General features: G+C 40.7%; 19 protein-coding genes, 1 other RNA gene and 1 pseudogene. 4 read left to right on the top strand and 17 right to left on the bottom strand.

Going from position 1 to position 20,672, the window contains the following annotated elements:
- Window positions 1–19: 19 nt before the first annotated feature.
- On the bottom strand, window positions 20–1,399 hold the full coding sequence (locus OMU_RS10060) for a bifunctional metallophosphatase/5'-nucleotidase (protein WP_016179817.1): 1,380 nt from the start codon (window positions 1,397–1,399) through the stop codon (window positions 20–22).
- Window positions 1,400–1,495: 96 nt separating this feature from the next.
- Here OMU_RS10060 and OMU_RS10055 point away from each other — a divergent pair, with 96 nt between their 5' ends.
- Window positions 1,496–1,975 carry a methylated-DNA--[protein]-cysteine S-methyltransferase gene (locus OMU_RS10055; RefSeq protein WP_016179816.1) on the top strand — a complete coding sequence of 160 codons (480 nt, stop codon included), beginning with the start codon at window positions 1,496–1,498 and terminating at the stop codon, window positions 1,973–1,975.
- A gap of 51 nt (window positions 1,976–2,026) precedes the next feature.
- Here the strand turns inward: OMU_RS10055 and OMU_RS10050 are convergent, their stop codons facing one another.
- The 12 genes and pseudogenes from OMU_RS10050 to OMU_RS09995 form a co-directional block, all read right to left on the bottom strand.
- Entirely contained in the window at window positions 2,027–2,521 is a 495-nt protein-coding gene (locus OMU_RS10050; protein ID WP_016179815.1) for an LURP-one-related/scramblase family protein, read from the bottom strand.
- An 11-nt stretch (window positions 2,522–2,532) separates the two neighbouring features.
- A pseudogene (locus OMU_RS10045) lies at window positions 2,533–3,392 on the bottom strand (SPFH domain-containing protein).
- Window positions 3,393–3,559: 167 nt separating this feature from the next.
- Window positions 3,560–3,643, bottom strand: an RNA gene (gene ffs / locus OMU_RS22860) — signal recognition particle sRNA small type.
- A gap of 26 nt (window positions 3,644–3,669) precedes the next feature.
- Window positions 3,670–4,173 (bottom strand): tRNA adenosine(34) deaminase TadA, encoded by a 504-nt coding sequence (gene tadA, locus OMU_RS10040; protein ID WP_016179812.1) that lies wholly within the window; start codon window positions 4,171–4,173, stop codon window positions 3,670–3,672.
- A 94-nt stretch (window positions 4,174–4,267) separates the two neighbouring features.
- A complete protein-coding gene (locus tag OMU_RS10035) occupies window positions 4,268–4,603 on the bottom strand; it encodes a hypothetical protein (RefSeq protein WP_016179811.1) in 336 nt (111 codons plus the stop codon).
- 128 nt (window positions 4,604–4,731) lie between these two features.
- Window positions 4,732–5,442, bottom strand: a complete 711-nt coding sequence (locus tag OMU_RS10030; RefSeq protein ID WP_016179810.1) for a zinc metallopeptidase — start codon at window positions 5,440–5,442, stop codon at window positions 4,732–4,734.
- 117 nt (window positions 5,443–5,559) lie between these two features.
- Entirely contained in the window at window positions 5,560–5,883 is a 324-nt protein-coding gene (locus OMU_RS10025; protein WP_016179809.1) for a zinc ribbon domain-containing protein YjdM, read from the bottom strand.
- A gap of 172 nt (window positions 5,884–6,055) precedes the next feature.
- Window positions 6,056–7,114: a hypothetical protein gene (locus OMU_RS10020; protein ID WP_016179808.1), complete on the bottom strand. Its 1,059-nt coding sequence runs from the start codon at window positions 7,112–7,114 to the stop codon at window positions 6,056–6,058.
- Window positions 7,115–7,747: 633 nt separating this feature from the next.
- A complete protein-coding gene (locus OMU_RS10010) occupies window positions 7,748–8,704 on the bottom strand; it encodes a DHH family phosphoesterase (protein ID WP_016179807.1) in 957 nt (318 codons plus the stop codon).
- A gap of 13 nt (window positions 8,705–8,717) precedes the next feature.
- Window positions 8,718–10,049 carry a DRTGG domain-containing protein gene (locus tag OMU_RS10005; protein ID WP_016179806.1) on the bottom strand — a complete coding sequence of 444 codons (1,332 nt, stop codon included), beginning with the start codon at window positions 10,047–10,049 and terminating at the stop codon, window positions 8,718–8,720.
- Between the two features lie 248 nt (window positions 10,050–10,297).
- Window positions 10,298–10,534, bottom strand: coding sequence for a hypothetical protein (locus OMU_RS10000; protein ID WP_225844341.1), 237 nt, complete (start codon window positions 10,532–10,534; stop codon window positions 10,298–10,300).
- A 92-nt stretch (window positions 10,535–10,626) separates the two neighbouring features.
- A complete protein-coding gene (locus OMU_RS09995; protein WP_016179804.1) occupies window positions 10,627–12,306 on the bottom strand; it encodes a ribonuclease J in 1,680 nt (559 codons plus the stop codon).
- Window positions 12,307–12,668: 362 nt separating this feature from the next.
- Between OMU_RS09995 and sstT the strand changes: the two genes are divergently transcribed.
- Entirely contained in the window at window positions 12,669–13,904 is a 1,236-nt protein-coding gene (gene sstT / locus OMU_RS09990; protein ID WP_016179803.1) for a serine/threonine transporter SstT, read from the top strand.
- A 247-nt stretch (window positions 13,905–14,151) separates the two neighbouring features.
- Here sstT and OMU_RS09985 read toward each other — a convergent pair whose 3' ends face one another.
- The gene (locus OMU_RS09985) at window positions 14,152–15,198 is read right to left on the bottom strand and encodes an aspartate-semialdehyde dehydrogenase (protein ID WP_016179802.1); all 1,047 of its coding nucleotides are present in this window, start codon (window positions 15,196–15,198) and stop codon (window positions 14,152–14,154) included.
- Between the two features lie 296 nt (window positions 15,199–15,494).
- Here OMU_RS09985 and OMU_RS09980 point away from each other — a divergent pair, with 296 nt between their 5' ends.
- Window positions 15,495–16,313, top strand: coding sequence for a hypothetical protein (locus tag OMU_RS09980; protein ID WP_016179801.1), 819 nt, complete (start codon window positions 15,495–15,497; stop codon window positions 16,311–16,313).
- A 52-nt stretch (window positions 16,314–16,365) separates the two neighbouring features.
- Here the strand turns inward: OMU_RS09980 and OMU_RS09975 are convergent, their stop codons facing one another.
- A complete protein-coding gene (locus OMU_RS09975; protein WP_016179800.1) occupies window positions 16,366–17,553 on the bottom strand; it encodes an MFS transporter in 1,188 nt (395 codons plus the stop codon).
- A 12-nt stretch (window positions 17,554–17,565) separates the two neighbouring features.
- Complete coding sequence (locus OMU_RS09970) at window positions 17,566–17,856, bottom strand: hypothetical protein (RefSeq protein ID WP_034875605.1); 291 nt, start codon at window positions 17,854–17,856, stop codon at window positions 17,566–17,568.
- 216 nt (window positions 17,857–18,072) lie between these two features.
- On the opposite strand from OMU_RS09970, the gene OMU_RS09965 reads away from it, so the two are divergent.
- Entirely contained in the window at window positions 18,073–18,768 is a 696-nt protein-coding gene (locus tag OMU_RS09965) for a Crp/Fnr family transcriptional regulator (RefSeq protein ID WP_370447994.1), read from the top strand.
- Window positions 18,769–18,909: 141 nt separating this feature from the next.
- Here the strand turns inward: OMU_RS09965 and OMU_RS09960 are convergent, their stop codons facing one another.
- Window positions 18,910–20,319 carry a L,D-transpeptidase gene (locus tag OMU_RS09960; protein ID WP_227131656.1) on the bottom strand — a complete coding sequence of 470 codons (1,410 nt, stop codon included), beginning with the start codon at window positions 20,317–20,319 and terminating at the stop codon, window positions 18,910–18,912.
- Window positions 20,320–20,672: the final 353 nt, after the last annotated feature.

Below are 20,672 nucleotides of genomic sequence, written 5' to 3'. Positions count from 1 at the left end.
TTGCTATTATACCTTGTTTTTATTTGATTGGATAGTGAGTGTGGAGATAGTCCCCCAAAACACTGCGAATAAAATCAGGGAATAAAAATTCATAACGCCCCGCAATTTCGATTGTCGGAAAAAATGGAACAAACATATAATGATCGACAGTCGCCAGCGTATAGTCCAGCTCCGGATCAACCGGTTCTCCTAACCAACGAACCTGATGATTCACTCCATCATATTCGATGCCATCATAAACCAGATGACCAAAAATTTTGCCGCGAAAGCCCATCCCTATCACAGGAAAATTGATTAAGAAATGGCGATTCTTTTCCATTTCTAAAACCAGCCGAATCAAATTATTACCATCCAGTGTTACTTTGATTAGATGCATGGGATGCGGCAATGCTGTGTGCAGCTGATCTTGATTCACGATCCCAGCAGGAATATCCGTTAAAAATAATCCTGAGTTCAACACGGCTGCTTCTGTCTTAGCTGCTTCCTTTACGGCGGCCAATGTATAATCGATCATCGGATGCGCCGTTTGCAGATTTGTACTCATGGTAAAGGGAATGTTCGCGACTTCCTTATCTGCTAATAATCGGTGTCCTTCTGTCAGGTATCCGTCAATTTCTTCTTGGTCCTCAGGCAGCTCCAGCATCTTTTCTGTAGGAAAGGTACGAGCTGAAGTTTTCTGGATGCGGTGTTTATCATCAAGTGTCACATGAACTTCGCCCACATAATAACCGTATTTCCCCGCCGCTGCTAGCTGCACATCGCCAATCTTTTCTCCCGTTTCAAATAAATGATGCGTATGAGAACCTAGAATCACATCAATTGCCGGCAGCTCTCGTGCGATTTGCCGATCAACGCTAATTCCCAAATGACTCATCAATACGAGCACATCAACTTTCGGACGAAGCTCCGATACAAGATCTGGCAAAATATCCATAACCTGGCGAATGTCCCAGCCATTGGGATTGTAGGTTAGTGGGAAGGGGGCAGTGAAGGCCAGCAATCCAACCCTCGTTCCCTGTTCGGTCGTAATAATTTTAGATTGTTGTGCCCATTTTGGTGGCTGCAAGGTCTGCTTATCGAAGAGATTATCTAAAAGAATATCGAAATTCGCCTGATCATACAGCTGATTCAGTTCCGCCTTTGAGTTTCCCACGCCCTCGTTATTTCCAATAGTCGCCGCGTCGTAATGAATTTGATTCATTAATTGAACATTGGCTTGGCCATTAGTCGCTTCTGTCAAAGGATGCCAGCGATCAACAAAATCCCCTAAATCAACGGTAATAATTCGCTTATTCGCTGTTTCCTCCTGTTTGCGGTTCAGTAAAAAACGGCGAAGCTTTGGCCAATTCTCTAAATGGGAATGAAGATCATTGGTATGTAAAAGAATAATTTTTTCCATTATTCTACCTCTTTTCAACTCTTCTTGTTCCATCTATAGTAACATATAGCTCAAGAAGGCTGAACGAACTCGTTCGCTAAAAAAGCAGGTGAAAGTATGAAGTTTGACTCTATTCTCGGTACGATTTGGCTAGATGCTAGTCCCGATGCCTTAATTGGGGTTTCTTATACACCAATTGATGAAAGCCCCTTAGCCAACCAAGAAATTCTACAAACAGCAAAGAAACAGCTCTTGGAATTCTTAGCAGGTGCTCGCAAGGAATTTAATGTGCCCTATGCTTTTACATCTGGAACAGCCTTTCAGCAAAAAGTTTGGCAGGCGTTGACAGAGATTCCTTATGGCGAAACGTGCAGCTACCTGACGATTGCTGAGAAAATTCAAAGTCCCAGAGCTGTTCGTGCGATTGGACAAGCCAATCGCAACAATCCCTTGCCAATCCTCGTTCCTTGCCATCGCGTCATTGGGAAAAATGGCAAACTGGTCGGGTATTCCGGTTCGAGTGAAGAAGGTCTAAAAATCAAAGAGCAGTTACTCGTGATTGAGAATCCGACTCTGCAGGAAATCACTCTTTTCTAAATAAAGAAGATACCGTTGTTGAAGATAGGCAATCAACAACGGTATCTTTCTTTAGCTTGATGCCGACGAAGCTGCTGCTTCATCCTCCTTCACACAATCAATCGCAATAACCAGCGAAATGATTAACTCTTCTAATGATTCATCTAAAATCGTAATCTCGTACGTATCGCCCCACGAAATCCAGCGCTTGTTTATCTCCGCAATCTTTCGTCCTTTTCGTGACACGTCAAAATCCATATCCCACCAGTTGCCATCAACCGTCACATCTTCAGCTGAAATCGAGTATTTCGCTTTGAAGAAGCTCAACTGTTTGGAAATCTCAATCGCTTCTTTCCCATTAATCTCGACAAAAAATTTTGGCAAAAGACTAATTGTCTTCTTAGTAATTCGACTGACTTCTTTCCCTTGTTCATTTTCAACACTAAAGGTTTTGGGAATCTTCATAAAGCTGCCCTTAACCGAATAGTGCAGCCGTTGATCCTCATCAACCACGGTGAACTTTTCACCAATACTAAAAACCTTCTGTTTAATGTATAACTTCTTCATTCTCTGGCCTCCTATTTTTCTGATAGATCCCCTGTATTAATCACTGGCTGGGTTCCTTTATCGGTGATGATGGAAACCAGCAGATTATTGATTAACTGAACTTTCCGATCATCTGTAAACTGAATGTCCTGACCGTTTTCGATTTGTTCCAGTGCCATTTGCGTCATCGTAACCGCGCCTTCAACAATTGTTTGTCGGGCAGATAATATGGCTTTAGCTTGTTGTCGCTGCAGCATCGCATTGGCAATTTCAGTGGCATACGCTAAATGATTCAAACGCGTCTCGATTACCTCAACACCAGCCATCGCTAAACGTTCTTGTAATTCCTCAGCTAATTCTTCTGATACCTCCGTCGTATTTCCTCGCAACGTTAAATCATCGTCATTGAATGTGTCATAAGGATATTGCGTCGCGATATGACGAATCGCTGTTTCACTTTGAATCTCAACAAAATCTAAATAGTAATCGACATCAAATAACGCTTTGGCCGTATCCACCACTCGAAAAACCACGACTGCTGAAATTTCGACGGGATTTCCATCAGAATCATTGACCTTTAATAATGAGCTATTGAAATTTCTTACCTTCAAAGACACCGGGATTTTTCGCGTCAACGGCGTTGTAATGAATAAGCCGTTTGCTTTGATGGTTCCAAGATACTTTCCAAAAAACAAGACTGCCTTCGCTTTATTCGGCCCAACGATTGTTAAAGAACTTAAAAATAAGCCAGCAATAATCCATAGAAGAACGCCTAAAAAGATCAAGCCGAAACTTTCCTTTGTACTGCCAGCAAAAACTCCCCAGCTACCAATACAATTAAACCTACTAAACCTAAATACCCATTGATATGAAATGCCTGCTTCTCTTTCATCGTCGCACCCCCAAAATTTAATATCTTCAGTTTACGCTTATTTTGAAAGAGCTTCAATTAATTCTGACTTTCTATAAAAAGTCTATAAAAAAAGAACTGCCATCCAGACAGTCCCTGTTGATTTGGTTAAAAGAAAAAGCAGACCAAAAAGTCTGCTGTAATGTCATCTATATCAGACACATGCCGGATCCTACTTAGTGCTGCTTCCTTCCAGACCTGACACAATTCACAGGCCCGGCATTGTCCTGCCTTTCGGCAAAAAATAGTATAACAAACTCTACTCGTTTTGGCTAGTCTTTTTTTTCCGTGCTCGAATGGCGCGGAAAAAATTGGTCAATAGCGTTCCACATTCCGCCTCCAAAATACCGCCCTCAACGTACGCGCGATGGTTGAAACGCTCATCTGTTAATAAATTCATCAACGTTCCCGCTGTACCACCTTTAGGATCGTACGCTCCAAAATAAACTTCTTCCACCCGCGACAAAATCATCCCGCCGCTGCACATTGGACAAGGCTCCAGCGTAACAAATAGCTGACACTCTTCCAATCGCCAGCTGCCCAAATGACGACAGGCCTCGCGAATAGCAAACATTTCTGCATGACTTGTCGCATCCTGACTGTGCTCTCGTAAATTATGGCCGCGACCAATAATTTCTCCTTTATGGACAACGATCGCACCAATCGGGACCTCCGCGATTTCTTCAGCCTTCTTGGCTTCCTTGATCGCTTCTTCCATAAAATATATTTTCTCTTCTTCCGTCAACTGACTTTCACGTTCCATTTCTTTCCTCACTTAACTTCTCTTGATTGCTGATCAACTTACTTTAGCATAAGTTTTTCAGCAAAAAAAGATGCGCCATCACTGGCACATCTTCTTACATTACTTTGTCTACTAAATCCATCAATCGGTCTTTCAAATCCTCGGTCGTATCTTTGATGGAATCACCATAGACCGATACGCGCTTTTTTCCGCTCTTGATCTTGTCTAAAATACTCATGATGTTATCTAAATCTTCATCTGAAAGTTTATCAACGATCGCTAGCAGTGTTTCACTGCCGTCAAACTTAGCATTCACAAAACGCTTTACTTTACAGCGATTCGAAACATGACGAGCCTTTTCAATTAGCTTCCCAGAAGCGACTACAGCAGTAGCAGTGCTGGCTGCGACAATGACGCCTACTCCGATTTTGACTTTGGTCGATCTTTTCATGGTATCAGCTCCTTTATTTAATGATACCACACTCTTAAAAATATCAGTAATAAGAACTACTTGTGATTGAAAGCGCACGCTTCATAGGCTTGAACACAAAAAAATAAAAACCGACAAGTCGTCGGTTCTTAATCGCGGCTCCGATTGCCAAAAAGCAATACCAGTCGTAATAATTGTAGAAATGTTGCTAATGCTGCTGCGACATAAGTCAGCGCAGCTGCCATTAAAACTTTTCGAGCGGCTGCCAGTTCATCTTCTGCCAGCATATTTCCTTCACGCAAAATACTCAATGCACGTCTTGATGCATCAAATTCGACGGGCAAGGTTACAAGCTGAAAAACTAGCGCTAATGAAAACGCCAAAATCCCGACATTAATCAATGTTTGGTTCCAGCTCATAATGACACCTAACATAATCAATGGAAAAGAAAGCGTCGAACCGATATTGGCTACAGGTACAATCGCTGCCCGTAATTTCAACGGAAAATAATTTTTGGCATCCTGCACGGCATGTCCGCACTCATGCGCCGCCACACCAATAGCGGCCACCGACGTCGATTGTGCCGTTGCTTCAGATAAGCTCAACAGTTTATTCCCGCTATTATAATTATCGGTCAGATTTCCGGCAATTTGCTGGACTCCGACATCTGTAATTCCTTGACTGCGCAAAATGTATTCAGCTGCTTGAGTCCCTGTAACACCCTTGCTGCTGCGAAACTCATCGTATTTGCGGAACGTCGAATTGACATAAGCAGAAGCAAGTCCAGAGATGACCAGTCCGGCGATAACTAATAGAAACGTGGGATCTAGAAAATTATAAAATGTTCCATACCCATACATAAACATTCTCCTCTAATCAAAGATAATTGTGCTGTTTGAAATAAACAGTTTCCTAAGCTTAGTTTAGCATGAAAGCCATGAATTTTTTATGAAAACGGCTCTAAGAATCTCTCTAGCTTATAACTTCTTAACAAATTCAGACTTCAGCTTCATGGGGCCAAAGCCATCGACTTTACAATCAATGTTGTGATCGCCTTCAACTAAACGAATATTTTTAACCTTCGTTCCCTGTTTGATGGCCCCAGAAGCACCTTTGACTTTCAAATCCTTAATAACGGTCACACTGTCACCGTCTTGCAATGGATTGCCATTGCTATCTTTAACGACTAATCCCTCTTCCACATCTTCGCTTTCAGACCATTCGTGACCACATTCTGGGCAAACAAATAAGCCGCGATCTTCATAAGTGTACTCTGACTGACACATAGGACAATTTGGCATACTTTTCCTCCAATAAATTTATTTTCTCTAAACATTTAGTTTAGCGGAAAATCTGGAACTTGAAAAGTCTTTCCTAAAAAATCCACGTTATTAGAATGCATCAACCCAGAAAGCTCGCTGATTCGTAAACTTTCGCTACCAACAAACAGAGTAGCACCGCCAAAACAGCATGCTATTTCCTTTTGTTCCTTTTCCGGTTCTTACTCCGCCCCAGCGCATTATTCACTCTATTCTTCAGCTTTCTACCGTCTCGATTGCTCTGAATCTGTTCTTCACTTTTGCCTAAACGTTTATAAGACGTATCTGGTTGGTCCAACAGCTCATTGGCTTTATTCCCAGATGCTTTTTTCTTCAGTTCAGGATTCGGCGACGGACTGTCGGACGTGTTGGTATTTTTCGGCAGACTCGTAGGGCTTGATTGGTTTTTCTTCAGGGTAGTATTTTTCCTTAGAGAAGTGTTGTTACTTGAAGCAGTCTGCTTCGTCGCTTCTTTAGGCAAAGTAGATACTGATGCAGATGACTGCTTTTTATTAGTCGCGGCTACCGTTTTTTCTTTTTCTGGGGGTTGTTCAGCAGCGATGTTTTCCGGTTCCTTCGCTGTTGGTTTGGTTTTTTGACGGGAATTATGAGATGTCGCAATGATTTTTCCCGGTGTTTGATAACTCACATAGGTTTCGTATTTCCGCACATCAGCTGTGTCAAAAATACTCAAGGTCGTCAATATATTCAACACTTGAATCGTTTGCGATTCACTAAAAGTGGAGTCGGTATCACGAATCGTCAACTTGTGTTTTTTCCCAATAGTATCTTCAAAAACGGCTTCTACACGATAAACAAGACCCTCAATCCGATTATCGAGTGTCCCAGTTTGTTCTAAATAGCCTTTATTTACACGCGCCTCTTCCGTTTGCGCAAGGTAGGTTGTATGATTGCCAAATAGGCGATTTACTACTGTTTGCCATTCGTTTTCGGTGAAATAGTCTTCAAAATAGGGCAAATATTGGCGCATGACAGCAGTTGGTTCAACTGTAAAATAAACCTCTTGAATCAAGGCTTGGATCAGCTCCGAAAAGCTTCCTATGCAGAAAAAGCTCCGTACAAGGATCGCGACTCCGTACTCAATCAAGGAATCCACATCCTGTGTTTGAGCATAGTAGGCGCGTACTCGTTTCTCCAAATTCTCAGCTTTCATTAGAAATAACTGTCTCTCAGCTAGTTTTGCCACATTCATTGTCTACCCCTCCGTATTTATAGCGCTTTCATTTTTTAACACTCATAATAATATAACAATGAAAAGAGTATTGTAAATAGAAAGCCGAAATATCTTTTTTTAAAAATTCTAAAGAATTTGAAGAATGACATTTTATATATTAAAAACTTTCCTAAATTGAATTTTAGTTATTAATAAAGAAATATAGTAATTTTAAAAACTTTATATAAACTCACTTTTTATATATTCGTTAATTAGTCTTGCTTTACCGCTTCATACCTCAAAACCTGACAATGATTTGGATTGTTTTCTTTCAACTACCTTCACGCTGGATGTACGTCTGTGGCTTAATAAGAAAGACTTCACGCACACGCTCAGCTTTTGAGCACCAATCCCCAGCAGTCTTAGTGAGATGATTGCCGGAATGAAGGTTAGCAGCAACTTTATGCGCAGCTAACGCAGAAAAGCTCGTTCGTGAAGCCGGACGTGGATACACCTGCCGTAAAGTATTTTTCATATAAAAATTTTTATACTTTCCTCAAGTCAAAAAGGCATGGAAAGAAGCCCAAGGAAACACCTTACGTTTCTTTCCATGCCTAGTATTAATGTATCAATCATGAAACAACCTTTGTTCACAGCTATTTCTAGATTTTTTTAAATCAATCGATCTTGGTTGTAATTTTTGCACAATACTTGGATCTCACGATAGATGTCCTGGCACATCGCCTGATCCTTCGCGTTTGCTCCGCTGGCTAAGGGATGGCCCCCGCCATGATAACGTTTAGCTAATTCGTTGATAACCGGGCCTTTGGAGCGAAGCCGAACTCGATAATAGCCTTCTGGCTGCTCCACAAAGATTGCCCATGCCAACACAGCATCGATTGTTCCTGGCAGCGGCACAAGCGCCGCCGTGTCAGAATCCTTAATACCATACTTATTTAGAATCGCTTGATCCAAAAAGACATAACCGGCACCATTTTCATCAATTTGCAGATTTTGATAAAGATAGCCTGACAGCTTCGCCACATCTAATGAGATTTGATCAATTTCACGATTCAATCTCGTTGCATCAAAGCCGAAATCCAATAATTTCGCCGCTACCTGCAACGTATGAGAGGTAGTCGCTGGATACAAAAAGCGTCCTGTATCCCCAACAATTCCGCCATATAATAGACGAGCTGCATTCTCGGTCACCGTTAAATTCTCAGCAAACGCAAAATCGGCAATCATCTCACTACAGCTGCTGGCTTGTGTATTGACCCACAGCAAGTCTCCATAAGGGTCATCATTCGGATGATGGTCGATCTTGATCAGCTTATCACCAAACCTGTAGCGGTCATCACTGATCCGCGGCGCATTTGCCGTGTCTGTTACGATTACCAAAGCACCGTTGTATAGATCATCAGATATCTCATCCATTTCAGCTAAAAAGGCCAACCCTTCAACTGGACCGCCCACCTGATACACATCCTTTTCTGGAAAAGACCCACGTAAAATTTCCGCAAGTCCGCACTGGGAGCCAAGGGCATCTGGATCAGGTCGCATATGACGATGGATGATAATCCGATCGTATTGTTTAATCATTTGTAAAATTTCTTCTGTAATTGTCATGCTCTTCCTCTTTCTAAGAACGTTCCATCACTTGACAGACTACGATTGCTTTAGCCACAATCACATTGTCAATGAAAACCTCCAAATCGACCTTCGCTGAACGTCGGCCTAGTTCTAATGTTTTTGAATGAATCTCAATTTCGCTTTCTAATTGAATCAGTCGTAAATAATGCAGATTCATCTGCTCGATTAAGGTATTGCGCCGCTGATCTAGCAAAATACTTCGTTGGGCGACATTCGCTACAATCTCACTCAATACGCCAAAAGAAATCGTCCCGACACTGTTCACCATTTGAGGGGTGACCTCAAATTTGAAGTAGGGATTCTCTAACTGATTCTCTTCTCGGTCTGTATCAACTGTAATGATATCACCGACGATTTGATCAGAGATCGTATTAGACATCTGCGGCTGACGCTGAACGAGCTGCATCGCCTTCATGACATCCTGACGGCTGACCATTCCTACTAAAGAAAGATCATCTTTTACTACCGGCATCATTTCAAGTCCATCCCAAATCATTTGATGACTGACCGAAGCCACACTCATACTCTGCTTCACCACATTCGGATCTCGCGTCATGATTCGATCAATCATTAGATTTTCAGCTTTTCCTAAAACGTCCTTGGCTGTCACAACTCCTAAAACCCGCATGCTTTTATTTACAACTGGAAAACGTGAATGTCCGGTTTTATCAGACAATCGATGATAGTTCGCGATTGTATCCCCTGCTTGCAAATAGACGGTCTTTTCAAGCGGCATGTAGATATCGCTGACCTGCATGATATCTTTTTTAATCAATTGATCACTCAACGCCCGATTGATCATCGTTGCTACAGTAAAAGAATCATAGGTCGTGCTTAAAACGGGCAAAGCTAGTTCATCCGCAAGCTTGGCGATCTCAGGTGTCGTATCAAAGCCGCCGGTGATTAGGACTGCTGCACCGTCCTGCAAAGCCAGCTTTTGAGCGCCTTCACGGTTTCCGATGATTAATAACGAGCCTGGGGTGATGTACCGGCGCATCGCTTCTTCTGTCATCGCACCAATGACAAACTTATTCAAATCCTTGTCCAAACCATTAGAGCCGCCTAAGACTTCTCCCTCAATGATTCGAACCACCTCGCCAAAGGTCAAGCGTTCGATATTTTTTTTCAATTTCCGTTCAATACGGATCGTCCCAACACGTTGGATCGTTGAGACCAAACCGATATTTTCAGCATCTTTAATTGCACGATAGGCTGTTCCCTCGCTGACGCGCAAATTTTTAGCAATGCTGCGGACAGAGATTCGTTCTCCCACCGGCAGACTCTCAATATGTTCTAAAATCAGATCGTGTTTTGTCGCCATAATTTCCTCCCGCTATAACATTTATCTATTATATTAGTACAGCTTAGCAAAACCAGTATAACAGAGTGTTCGAAAAAAAAGAAGTCAACCGTTACCATCAAAGTAACCATCGACTTTCCTTGTAGCTCGAACTGTTTAATTTCCCGCCCTTTTTTATAAATTCGATCAATAGAAATTGCTGGATGGATGACACAGCTCACTCATGCTGCCATGAATGTGACACGCATTGCAAAAATAAAAACGAGAGATTACTCTCCCGCTTCTTCCTCATATTTTCCATGTTCCCGATCTTCAAAAGTCATGAAATAGCCGTTGGTGATCCTTTTTTCATAAATATGGTGGCAATTCGGACATTCAACCGGCATCGCTTCTTTCGGATGCTCCTGAACATTCAATACTTCATCAACAAAGAAATGTGTGCCGCAATTTGGACACTTTAATGGTTTTTCTAACATATGACCAGCCCTCTCTACATTTACTGACACCTTAATCATACTCCTTTTTGGCAAAAAAACAGAGTAGTAAGTATTAAAAAAACTCTCCAATCGTTTATTGATTGGAGAGTTTACGGCTTCAACTATTTGCGGCGTCCGCGTCGTTGATTGGCTTCCATAATAACCGGCAAGATCACTGGACGACGTTTCGTTTGTTCAAACAAATGACGACTCAACTGATCACGAATATCCTGCTTTAATTTACTCCATTCAAAATCATCGGAATGCAGATGCTTTTCAACGATCTCGCTGGTAATCTCGGCACTTTCCTTGATCAAATCACGACTTGCTTTGATATAGACAAAGCCACGTGAAGTAATCTGCGGGGCAGAGACGATTTTTTTCAGTTTACGATCAATGGTCACTACGACCACAAAAATCCCGTCATCCGATAAAACTTTACGATCCCGCAGGACGATATTGCCAATATCTCCAACACCGATTCCGTCGATCATGATATTGTCCGCTGGTACACTGCCGGCAGCACTCATATGCTTATTCTTATACTCTAAAACATCTCCGCGGCCAGTAATGAAAATATCCTTGAAGGGAATGCCCATTTCATTTGCTAAGCTCGCATGAGCAGCTAATTGACGATACTCCCCTTGGACCGGAATGAAATATTTCGGTGACATGAAATTCATCATCATTTGCAAATCGCGAGGATTGGCATGACCGGAAACCCGTAAGTTCTCAGAGATGCTTTTTACGATTCCGCCGGCACGATAGATCATATCCTCCGTCTTCGCAACCGTGGTTTCCATTGCGATCGTTGGCGTCGTCGTGATATAGACTAAATCGCCGTCTTCAATTTTCAAGTTGCGATGTGAGCGATTGGCCATTTTTTGCAACGACTTGATTGGTTCGCCCATACGGCCTGTTTCTAAGATGATCAGTTCTTCTGGCTGATATTTCTTCATTTCTTTGATTGTGACTAAAATATCTTCTGGTACCTCAAGCTTATTCAAACGCATCGCTGTTTTGATGATGCGATCCAAATCTTGTCCAGTCAAGACTACCTTACGTCCAGCCTTTTCTGCCGCATTTAAAATTTGTTGAACCCGCTGCAGGTTGCTGGCAACACACGCTACGATAATTCGTCCGTTCCACTCATTGATGGTGTCATAGACTTCACTGGCGATTTCCCGTTCAGAAGCCACTTGGATTGGATTTTCTGCATTCGATGAAGAACTCAACAATGCCAAAACACCCTCCGAACCAATTTCAGCCAAACGACGATAATCTGTCGCATACATTGGGATCGATGTTGGGTCAAACTTGAAGTCACCAGTATATACGATACTGCCTTCAGCTGTTTTCAAGCTAATCCCGACAGAATCAGGAATCGTATGGGTCGTCCGGAAGAAGCTGATAACCGCAGTCCCAAAATCAATCTCGGTATGCTCATCAATCACGTGAAAATCCTTGAATCCTTTACTTTCTTCATTTTGATTCACATTCAGTTTTGCCAGCTCAATCGTTAATTCAGTTCCGAAGACCGGCACGGCCACTTCAGATATGAAATAAGGCAACGCTCCGATCGCATCTGCATGTCCATGAGTCAAAAAGACCCCTGCCACGCGATCCGCGTTTTCAATTAAATAGGTAAAATCAGGAATCACAACATCGATTCCCAATAGTTCATTTTCTGGATACTTCAGTCCGCAATCGAGGACAAAAATATCATTATCCACTTCAACCGCGTACATGTTTTTACCATTTTCACGTACTCCGCTGAAGGGAATTATTTTGACTGTACTCAAAATATCCACCTCTCTAGTTTCTTTATCTATATTAGCTTACTCAGACCCCGTAATCAGTACGGTCTGTGCCTATACTCATTAGTTATTATACATGTTTTTCTAAAAATAGGGAGAGTTAAGCCGAATGAATGAGAGACGAATTAGATGAAACTGTCACGTAAATCTTCGTTCAACTGTAAAAAATCGCTGACTTGAGATGCTCAACCGTACAAATGATTCTCAGAGTTACCAACCAATCTAGCAAGCCTGTTATTTGCTAAAAATGGTTCTAAAGAAACGGTTGCAGGTTCCCTTTATTTCAATTAAACTTTAATTGCCATATAGTGCCAAAATAATTAAAAAATGAAAAGGGGTTTCTTGTTTTGTTAGATTTTTTCAAGCAGCTTTCGTTAATCAAGCGAATTGTGATAGGTATTATCCTTGGAGGCTTATTAGGAATATTTCTTCCTCAATGGAGCTTCATTGCAATATTTGGGAGTCTATTTGTTGGGGCTTTAAAAGCGGTAGCGCCATTATTAGTATTTGTATTAATCATGGCCTCTATATCAAAGCATCAATCAACGACTCAAACCTACATTAAGCCAATTATTTCTTTGTATTTATTTACTACCTTATTAGCCGCAACAATTGCAGTATTAGCTAGTTATCTTTTTCCGCTAACTATTTCCTTGCAAGAAGTTTCCGGTTCTCAAGAAGCACCAAAAGCGTTAATCGATGTATTGACCACTATTCTAAATAACATTGTTCAAAATCCATTGCAGGCAATGATTGAGGGAAATTATTTAGGCGTTCTATTTTGGTCGGCTCTAATTGGTTTTGCCTTACGTACACGAAAAAACTCTGTTAAGGAAGTTATTGATGAATTTTCTCTAGCCATTACGGGGGTTGTTCAGCTAATTATCGCTATGGCACCGTTGGGTATTGCCGGTCTAGTCTTTGAGTCAGTTTCTTCAACTGGACTTGCTGGATTAATGCAATATGGGCGTCTTCTGCTCTTGCTGGTAGGGACAATGCTGATTGTTGATTTAGTTGTTTATCCTTTAGTAGCGTTTGTACTAATTAGACAAAATCCGTATCCTCTCGTTTGGTTTTGTTTAAAGGAAAGTGCTATTCCAGCATTTTTCACTCGAAGTTCTGCGGCAAATATTCCAATCAATATGATGCTGGCAAAACGCATAGGGTTAACAAAAGAATCATATTCTATTTCTTTACCATTAGGTGCAACCATCAACATGGGAGGTGCGGCAATTACTATCTCTATCATGACCCTAACGGCTGTTCATACATTAGGAATCGATGTGCCTTTTAGTTTAACGTTAATTTTATGTGTATTATCCGCATTGTCTGCTTGTGGCGCTTCAGGAATTGCTGGAGGTTCATTATTATTAATTCCATTAGCCTGCAGCCTGTTTGGAATTTCTAATGACATTGCCATGCAAGTCGTTGGTGTTGGTTTCATTATTGGTGTCGTGCAAGATTCTGTTGAAACAGCAGTTAACTCTTCAAATGATTTATTTTTCACAGCTATCGGTGAATTTTATGATCTACGAAAGCGAGGTGAGAAAATAAATTTAAAAGAACGTTTGGCGAATAAATAAAAGCCGTTTCGTTTTCTAAATAAATCTACCAACACGCTGATTGTATTAACTTCACCTAAAAACAAACTTTCAGCCAAACATATCCTCACTTGTGATACTACTCCAGGTATCGCAAGTGAGGATATTCATCGTAGGGCACGTTAAGCTGTTCCGTCTTCAAATCGACCCGTAAAATTTAATCCTTCCTTTGATGTCAAAAAAAACCTGCGACACCAAACGTCACAGGTCTGAGAATTTGACTATTCACTTACTTTAAAAGTCCCATTTCATACATTGTTTCCGCAATTTGCAAGGAATTCCAAGCTGCACCCTTTAATAGATTATCTGAAACTACCCACAGATGGACACCCTTTTCCTCATCTGGATCTTTGCGGATACGTCCGACAAACGTTTCCTTTTTGCCAACACAATTCAAGGCCTGCGGATAGATCTGCTGACTTGGATCATCCTCTAATACGGCACCCGGCGCTTTAGCAATGACTTCTTGGATTTCATCCACTGTCGCCGTTTTCTCCGTCTCAATATAAACGGATTCAGAGTGTCCGCTCATAACAGGAATGCGTACACAGGTTGCTGAAACCTTAATCGAATCGTCCTCCATGATCTTTTTCGTTTCGTTGATCATTTTCCACTCTTCGTTGGTGTATCCATCATCGGTAAATACATCGATTTGCGGCAAAGCATTAAAGGCCAGCGGGTAATGTTTTTTATCTCCTCCGCAAGGCAAAATATCTGCTTTCCACTCATCTACAGGCTTTTCAGCTAAAAAGTCGCGAGTTTGCTGCTTCAACTCTTCCATTGCTTGATTTCCAGCACCAGATACCGCCTGATAGGTTGAAACTAGCACACGTTTTAACCCATAAGCCTGTCGGATCGGCTCTAACGCCACCATCATTTGAATCGTTGAACAATTGGGATTAGCAATGATCCCCTTATGAGCCCGCAGAGCTTCAGGATTTACTTCAGGCACAACTAATGGTACTTCAGGGTCCATTCGGAAATGACTCGTATTATCTACTACAACCGCTCCGCGTTTGACCGCTTCTGGTGCAAATTTGGCCGATATTCCTCCGCCTGCTGAAAATAAGGCCAGATCGATTCCTTCAAATGAATCTGGAACTAGCTCCTCGATTGTTTGAGTTTCGCCTTTAAATGAAAGTTGCTTCCCAGCGGAGCGCTTCGAAGCCAAAAATTTCACAGTGCCAATGGGCAAGGTGCTATTTTCTAATAGTTTAATCATTTGTGTTCCTACTGCGCCAGTCGCGCCGACAATTGCAACATTCATTTTTCTCATCACAATCACTCTTCCTTTTCATAGTATTTTAACAGTTTATCATATTTGCCTTGAAACGCAAGCGTTCTTTTGTTTTCAATCCCCTCTGATTCCAGCCGCTCTTATTATAATTATTCGATTATTTAAGAAAATGATTTTTCGACCTAAATAAATGATATAACAAAGATAAAATAAACATTCAATTCAATTTATAGGAAAATAAATTAAAAAAAAGGGTTTTTTTGAATATTATTATTGCAGTTTTCTAATAAAGACTTTAGAATTAATATGAAAGCGTTATTCGTAGGAGGTCAATCATGAACGTGAATGGAGATATCATCAGACAAAAGCGCGAGAAGGCGGGTATAGCGCGAGAAGACTTCAAAACGATTTGTTCTCCGGCTGACTTAGAGTTGATCGAAGACAAAAACATAGGCATTTTAGAAGTCATTCTCGATCTTTGTATGAAACTGGATGTTCCATACCATCATGCTTTCCCAGATACAGTTCTTTTAACGGAAACTTCTTTGTTGGATATTGTTCGTTGTCTGCATCTACGTCAAGAGTTCTCTAGTGTTTTGTTTTTATTGAATACCTATGGCAAGAAAATTTCATATCAAAATGCACGAATCGTTGGTCATCTATTGTATTTTCGCGCTTACGCAAATTTATTTGGCAAGCGCGACACAAAAAAAGCTGTCCATTACTTTCAACGCGCCTATACCTTTTTTCGTGATGAAAAAAGGTATGAACTGCTAGTACTTAAAGGATTAGCCACCTGTTATCAAGTAAACGAAGAAAAAAAACGCGCACGCATCTATTTTGAACGCGCTGAGCAAATGGAGGAAAAAATGAATACAAAATTAAAATTAGGTCCATCCTATTACCAGGCAGCTTGCTTCTACGCCGATCGCGGCAACCAAAAAAAAGCTAATGCACTTTGCGACGAAGGTATTCAAACCTTATTAGAGGTAAACGTGACTACTGGATTAGAAGAGCTATTTTTCGAAAAAGCGATCATTCAAGAAAACATCAGCGATAAAATCGAACTATTAAAGCAAGCCGATTATTATGCCAAACTAAACCAGAATTATGATTTAACCGAAGTCATCCATGAAAAACTGAATAAAATTTAACAAAAAAGACTGTGCCAAAGCAAGCTGGCACAGCCTTTTTTGTTCCTATTTCTTACGCATCCACAGATTTCTTTGGATGATAAAAAATCATGTATAAAATCGCTACAACCAATGGAATGATCGCACAGAAGATGTAGATATGCTGATAAGTCCCTAGGATTCCTTTAATGGCTCCTAATAAATAAGGTCCTACTCCTAAGCCTAAGTCAAGACCAATGAAGTACGTCGATAATGCGACACCGATTCGAGCCTTTTCAACCAGCTTCAAGGTCACCGCCTGACCATTTGCCATAAAAGTACCGTAGCCTAAACCTACAAACGCTCCGGCAATTAACAAGACAACAGCATTGCCTGTGAAGGCTAAAAGAATCAAGCCAATCGTCAAACAAATAAAGCTTGGATACATCACAGAATTTTCTCCATGCTTGTCAAAAATTTTTCCAGACATCGGTCTTGTGAGAGTAACCACCAAGGCATAAACCACAAAGAAAAAGGCGCCTGCCGTAACTAAGTGCAATTGATCGGCATAAATAGACAAAAAGCCTAGGACACTGGAATAGGCGATCCCAATCAAAAAGGCGATTCCCGCAATAAATAAAACCTTCAGTTCAACAAAACTTTCTAAGCTAAAGGTGTTGATTCGAGCACGATGCTCCTCTGATAATTCGATATTACTTACTTCAAATTTGAAGCAGGCCAGCATCGTAACAAAGGCGAGAATCACCGCAAGAAGGATGATCGCTTTAAAACCAACCATCGGTAGCAGCAGTAACCCGATAAATGGTCCGATCGCTGCTGCTAAGCTGGTACTCAATCCATAATAGTTGATTCCTTCCCCATATTTAGCCTCTGGAATATAAGCAGTAACGATCGCATTAGCCGCAGTAGAAACCGCTCCGTAACCAAAGCCATTTAAAAACCGTACGCCATCTAAAATAAAAATATTGGTGCTGATCAAATATGCAGCAGTCGTGATTAAGTAAAACAATGCCCCATAGCGTAAAACCGCTCGTCGGCCGAATAATTCCAATTTCTTGCCAATGTACAACCGTGCCAGTAGTGTACCGATAATATAAATACCGACAGCGAAGCCCGCTTGAGCGGTGGTTGACCCTAAGCTTTGTGTTGCATATTTTGCCGTTATCACAACAAAACAGTAATAGACTAAAAAGACTACAAAATTGATAATCGTGATGGTGATAAATCCTTTATTGAATAACTTTTCTTCCTTAATTTTCATTACCTACTCTCATTAATATGCGATACGCTCATTTAACTTCTTTAAGGTTGAGATTTTTTCTGCGACCTTATTGTAATTTGATGGATAACGATCCACCGCCTGACTAATAAATAAATCCCGCGTATAGTCAAAAGCTGATAAAAAGGCGGCCAGACTTTCGTCATTTTCAAACGAATAATCTCTCCTCAACATCAACGCATTTTGATACGCATCATTTAAAAAGACCAGTACCGCCTCTTTTTCAAATCGTACCTGATAGGCTGATTCCAATCGTTCAATCATTGCGCTTGTCCATTTTTTCATAATAAACACTTCTCTTTCTTTCAAATTTTCTGATCACGCTTTGGGTTGTTCGACTTACTTGATTGATTATACGGATAGAAAAAACAGCGGGAAATCAGCTTTCATATTAAAAAAAGACGTAAATTTTTTTTAACAAAAAAGGACATTAACATTTGTTACTATCTTTTTTAACTAGCCTTTTAATCAAACAAAACGTCTACTTGTGATAAAATGTCAATGAAAATTTCAACAATTCATGGAAGGAATAAAGAAAAATTGGATAATACAGCTTTAACAAACTACTTAGAACAAAAAAAATTCCCGATCGTTAGTAAAGAATACAAAAAGTATCTGCTCTATGAAGGAATTCAGGACCATCATGTGTACATTTTGAAAAGCGGCGTCATCAAGACGAGTGTCGTTTCCAGAGATGGTCGCGAATTCAATTTGGAATACATCAATGAACTCGAAGTAGTGTCATTGTTAAAGGACGAGTACTCTCAATTCATCGACGCTCCCTTCAATATTCGGATAGAATCCGAAAAGGCCGAACTCTACCAGATTGACCGCGTTGAATTTTGGAAAGATATCAATCAAAATCGTGAACTCCAAATCTATGTCAAAAACTATTACCGAGAACGGCTGATGAAATCCATGAAGAGAACTCAGCAAATGTTAATGAATGGCAAATTTGGGGCTGTATGCAGCCAAATCTATGACCTTTACGACAAATTTGGCATAGAATACCAAGATGGGGTCTTGATCGACTTCGTAGTGACCAACGAAGAAATTGCCCATTTTTGCGGTATCAATGCTGCCAGCAGCGTCAGCCGGATCATGCATCAACTAAAAACCTGTGGTGCGATCAAAATGCATGACCATAAAATATTTATCAAAAATATCGAGCTGATCAAGGACAATATTATCTTTTAAAGCTTGAACTGCTTTATTTGCAGGAAATCATTTTTACAACTTGCAAAAAATAAAAAACAGGAGCCGTGACCAAAAATTTGTCATGGCTCCTGTTTCTGAATAAACGGTGTTCCACAAATAACTTCTGGTACAACCTCTGTTTTAGATTTCTGTTCCATACTCTACTGGTTTGTCCCATTCACCTGGCGCGTCATCATAAGCATGGCCATAAATAAAAACAGGCATTCCGATGTAACTATACTCATAAATTTTCGCCACTTCAGATTTCGGTGTATTGACACACCCATAGCTTCCCAAATCCGTTTTAAAGGCGCCGGGCTGACCGAAATACTGCAGCTTATGATCTGTATCATGAAGACCTATCTCAGTAATCGTCTGACCATAGCTTAGTAACGGCATCCAATAATCAACAGGCACATTATAGGTACCATCCCCATTTGTTAAGACACCGCTCAAATCAACGTTTCGCCGTTTGTCCATCACCGTATGAAAACCGGGAACAGTTGCCGTTCCTTTATTGTAGCGGCCTGTAATCACATCAGTCTCGACTACTAGCTTGCCATTGTCAAAGCAGTACATTTTTTGATTATCTAAATCAACTTCTATGTAGTTTTTTGTAACATGTAGGGGTTGTTTTTTTGTATCGCCCTTGAGTACCAGTTGAATAACTTTAGTATCGGGTTCCTTTAGTTTTTCAGCGATTCTCTTCGCCGATTGTTTAATATCAATAAACCAGCCGTAATTCCCCACATTTTTAAAACGCAGATGTTGCCCGTGGACATTTGTAAAATCCACCGATTGGTAAATCGTTGAATATTCCCGTTCCAAATCTGCTACCCACGCTATTATCAGCTCTTGGTCAAAATTTCCCTGATCATCTACTGAAGCGGCCAACAGCTGTTCAGTCAGGGGAATGGTTTGTTTGTTCAGCTTTAGTTTTATCTTACGCTTCCTGACCATTTCCAAATTCTGGGTGATTTTTTGCCGATTCAACTCCTGCGTTGTAATCTCAGGTTCTCGATAATAATTGGCTAACTCATATTCTGTTTGTAGTGTTCCTTCTTCAAAGGCTTCACAGAGTTCCTTGCGCAGTCGCGTAGAATCTACCACTGTGCCGCTTTTTTCTGACTTGATCTCGAATTTTTGATTGGTATAAATGATTTTGGCATTTTGCGCTTCTTTTCCCCCGAGAAAGGAGGCGCGGTTAATTGCCTCAGCTAATCGATCTTTTGCGCCTTTTTTGATGGGCAGACTGAATTCTCCTCGGCGAATATTCTTCTTCAAATAATCCTTTTGAATCTTATACGGCGAAGCGACTTGAAGTTTGATTGTTTGATACTCCCCCTTCAGCTTAATTTCCACCTGCTTTGTTTCTTGCTGAATTTTTTCTTCAGCCGCCTGAACGGACAACCCGCCCACAGGTACATTCGCCACGACCGACCCAAAATAAAAATGTGAACCAAAGTAAGCATAAATAATCATGAAAAAGACCATTGCCCCCGCAACGATACCAACAATTCGCACCACCCATTGACTTTCATACTCCTTCAATCACTATCACCCACTTGCTTAATAATTATCAATAGTATAGAACAATCAACTAATATTTTATTTAAAAATCACAATTATTAATAATTTTTAACATTTTTGGTAAAAAAGAGGTTCTGAGGCTACATAATGAGCCTCAGAACCTTTCAAAAATTCGGTTCTATAATATTTTGTGTTGGTGGAAAATCGAAGGCGATTTTCTACTAACACTTTTTTCTTCGTTTCAACTCAAAAAGAGACTCACTTTTGGTAAAATTTAGTCGACCAAAACGTCACCCTACCAAAGGAGTCTCTCAATGGATAATCATACTAGAAAATTACTCGGATTAACAGATAAACATTTATTTTTTGATGAA

It is taken from the genome of Enterococcus avium ATCC 14025, assembly GCF_000406965.1.
Taxonomy (GTDB): domain Bacteria; phylum Bacillota; class Bacilli; order Lactobacillales; family Enterococcaceae; genus Enterococcus_A; species Enterococcus_A avium.
This window is presented reverse-complemented; position numbering and strand designations above follow the sequence as displayed.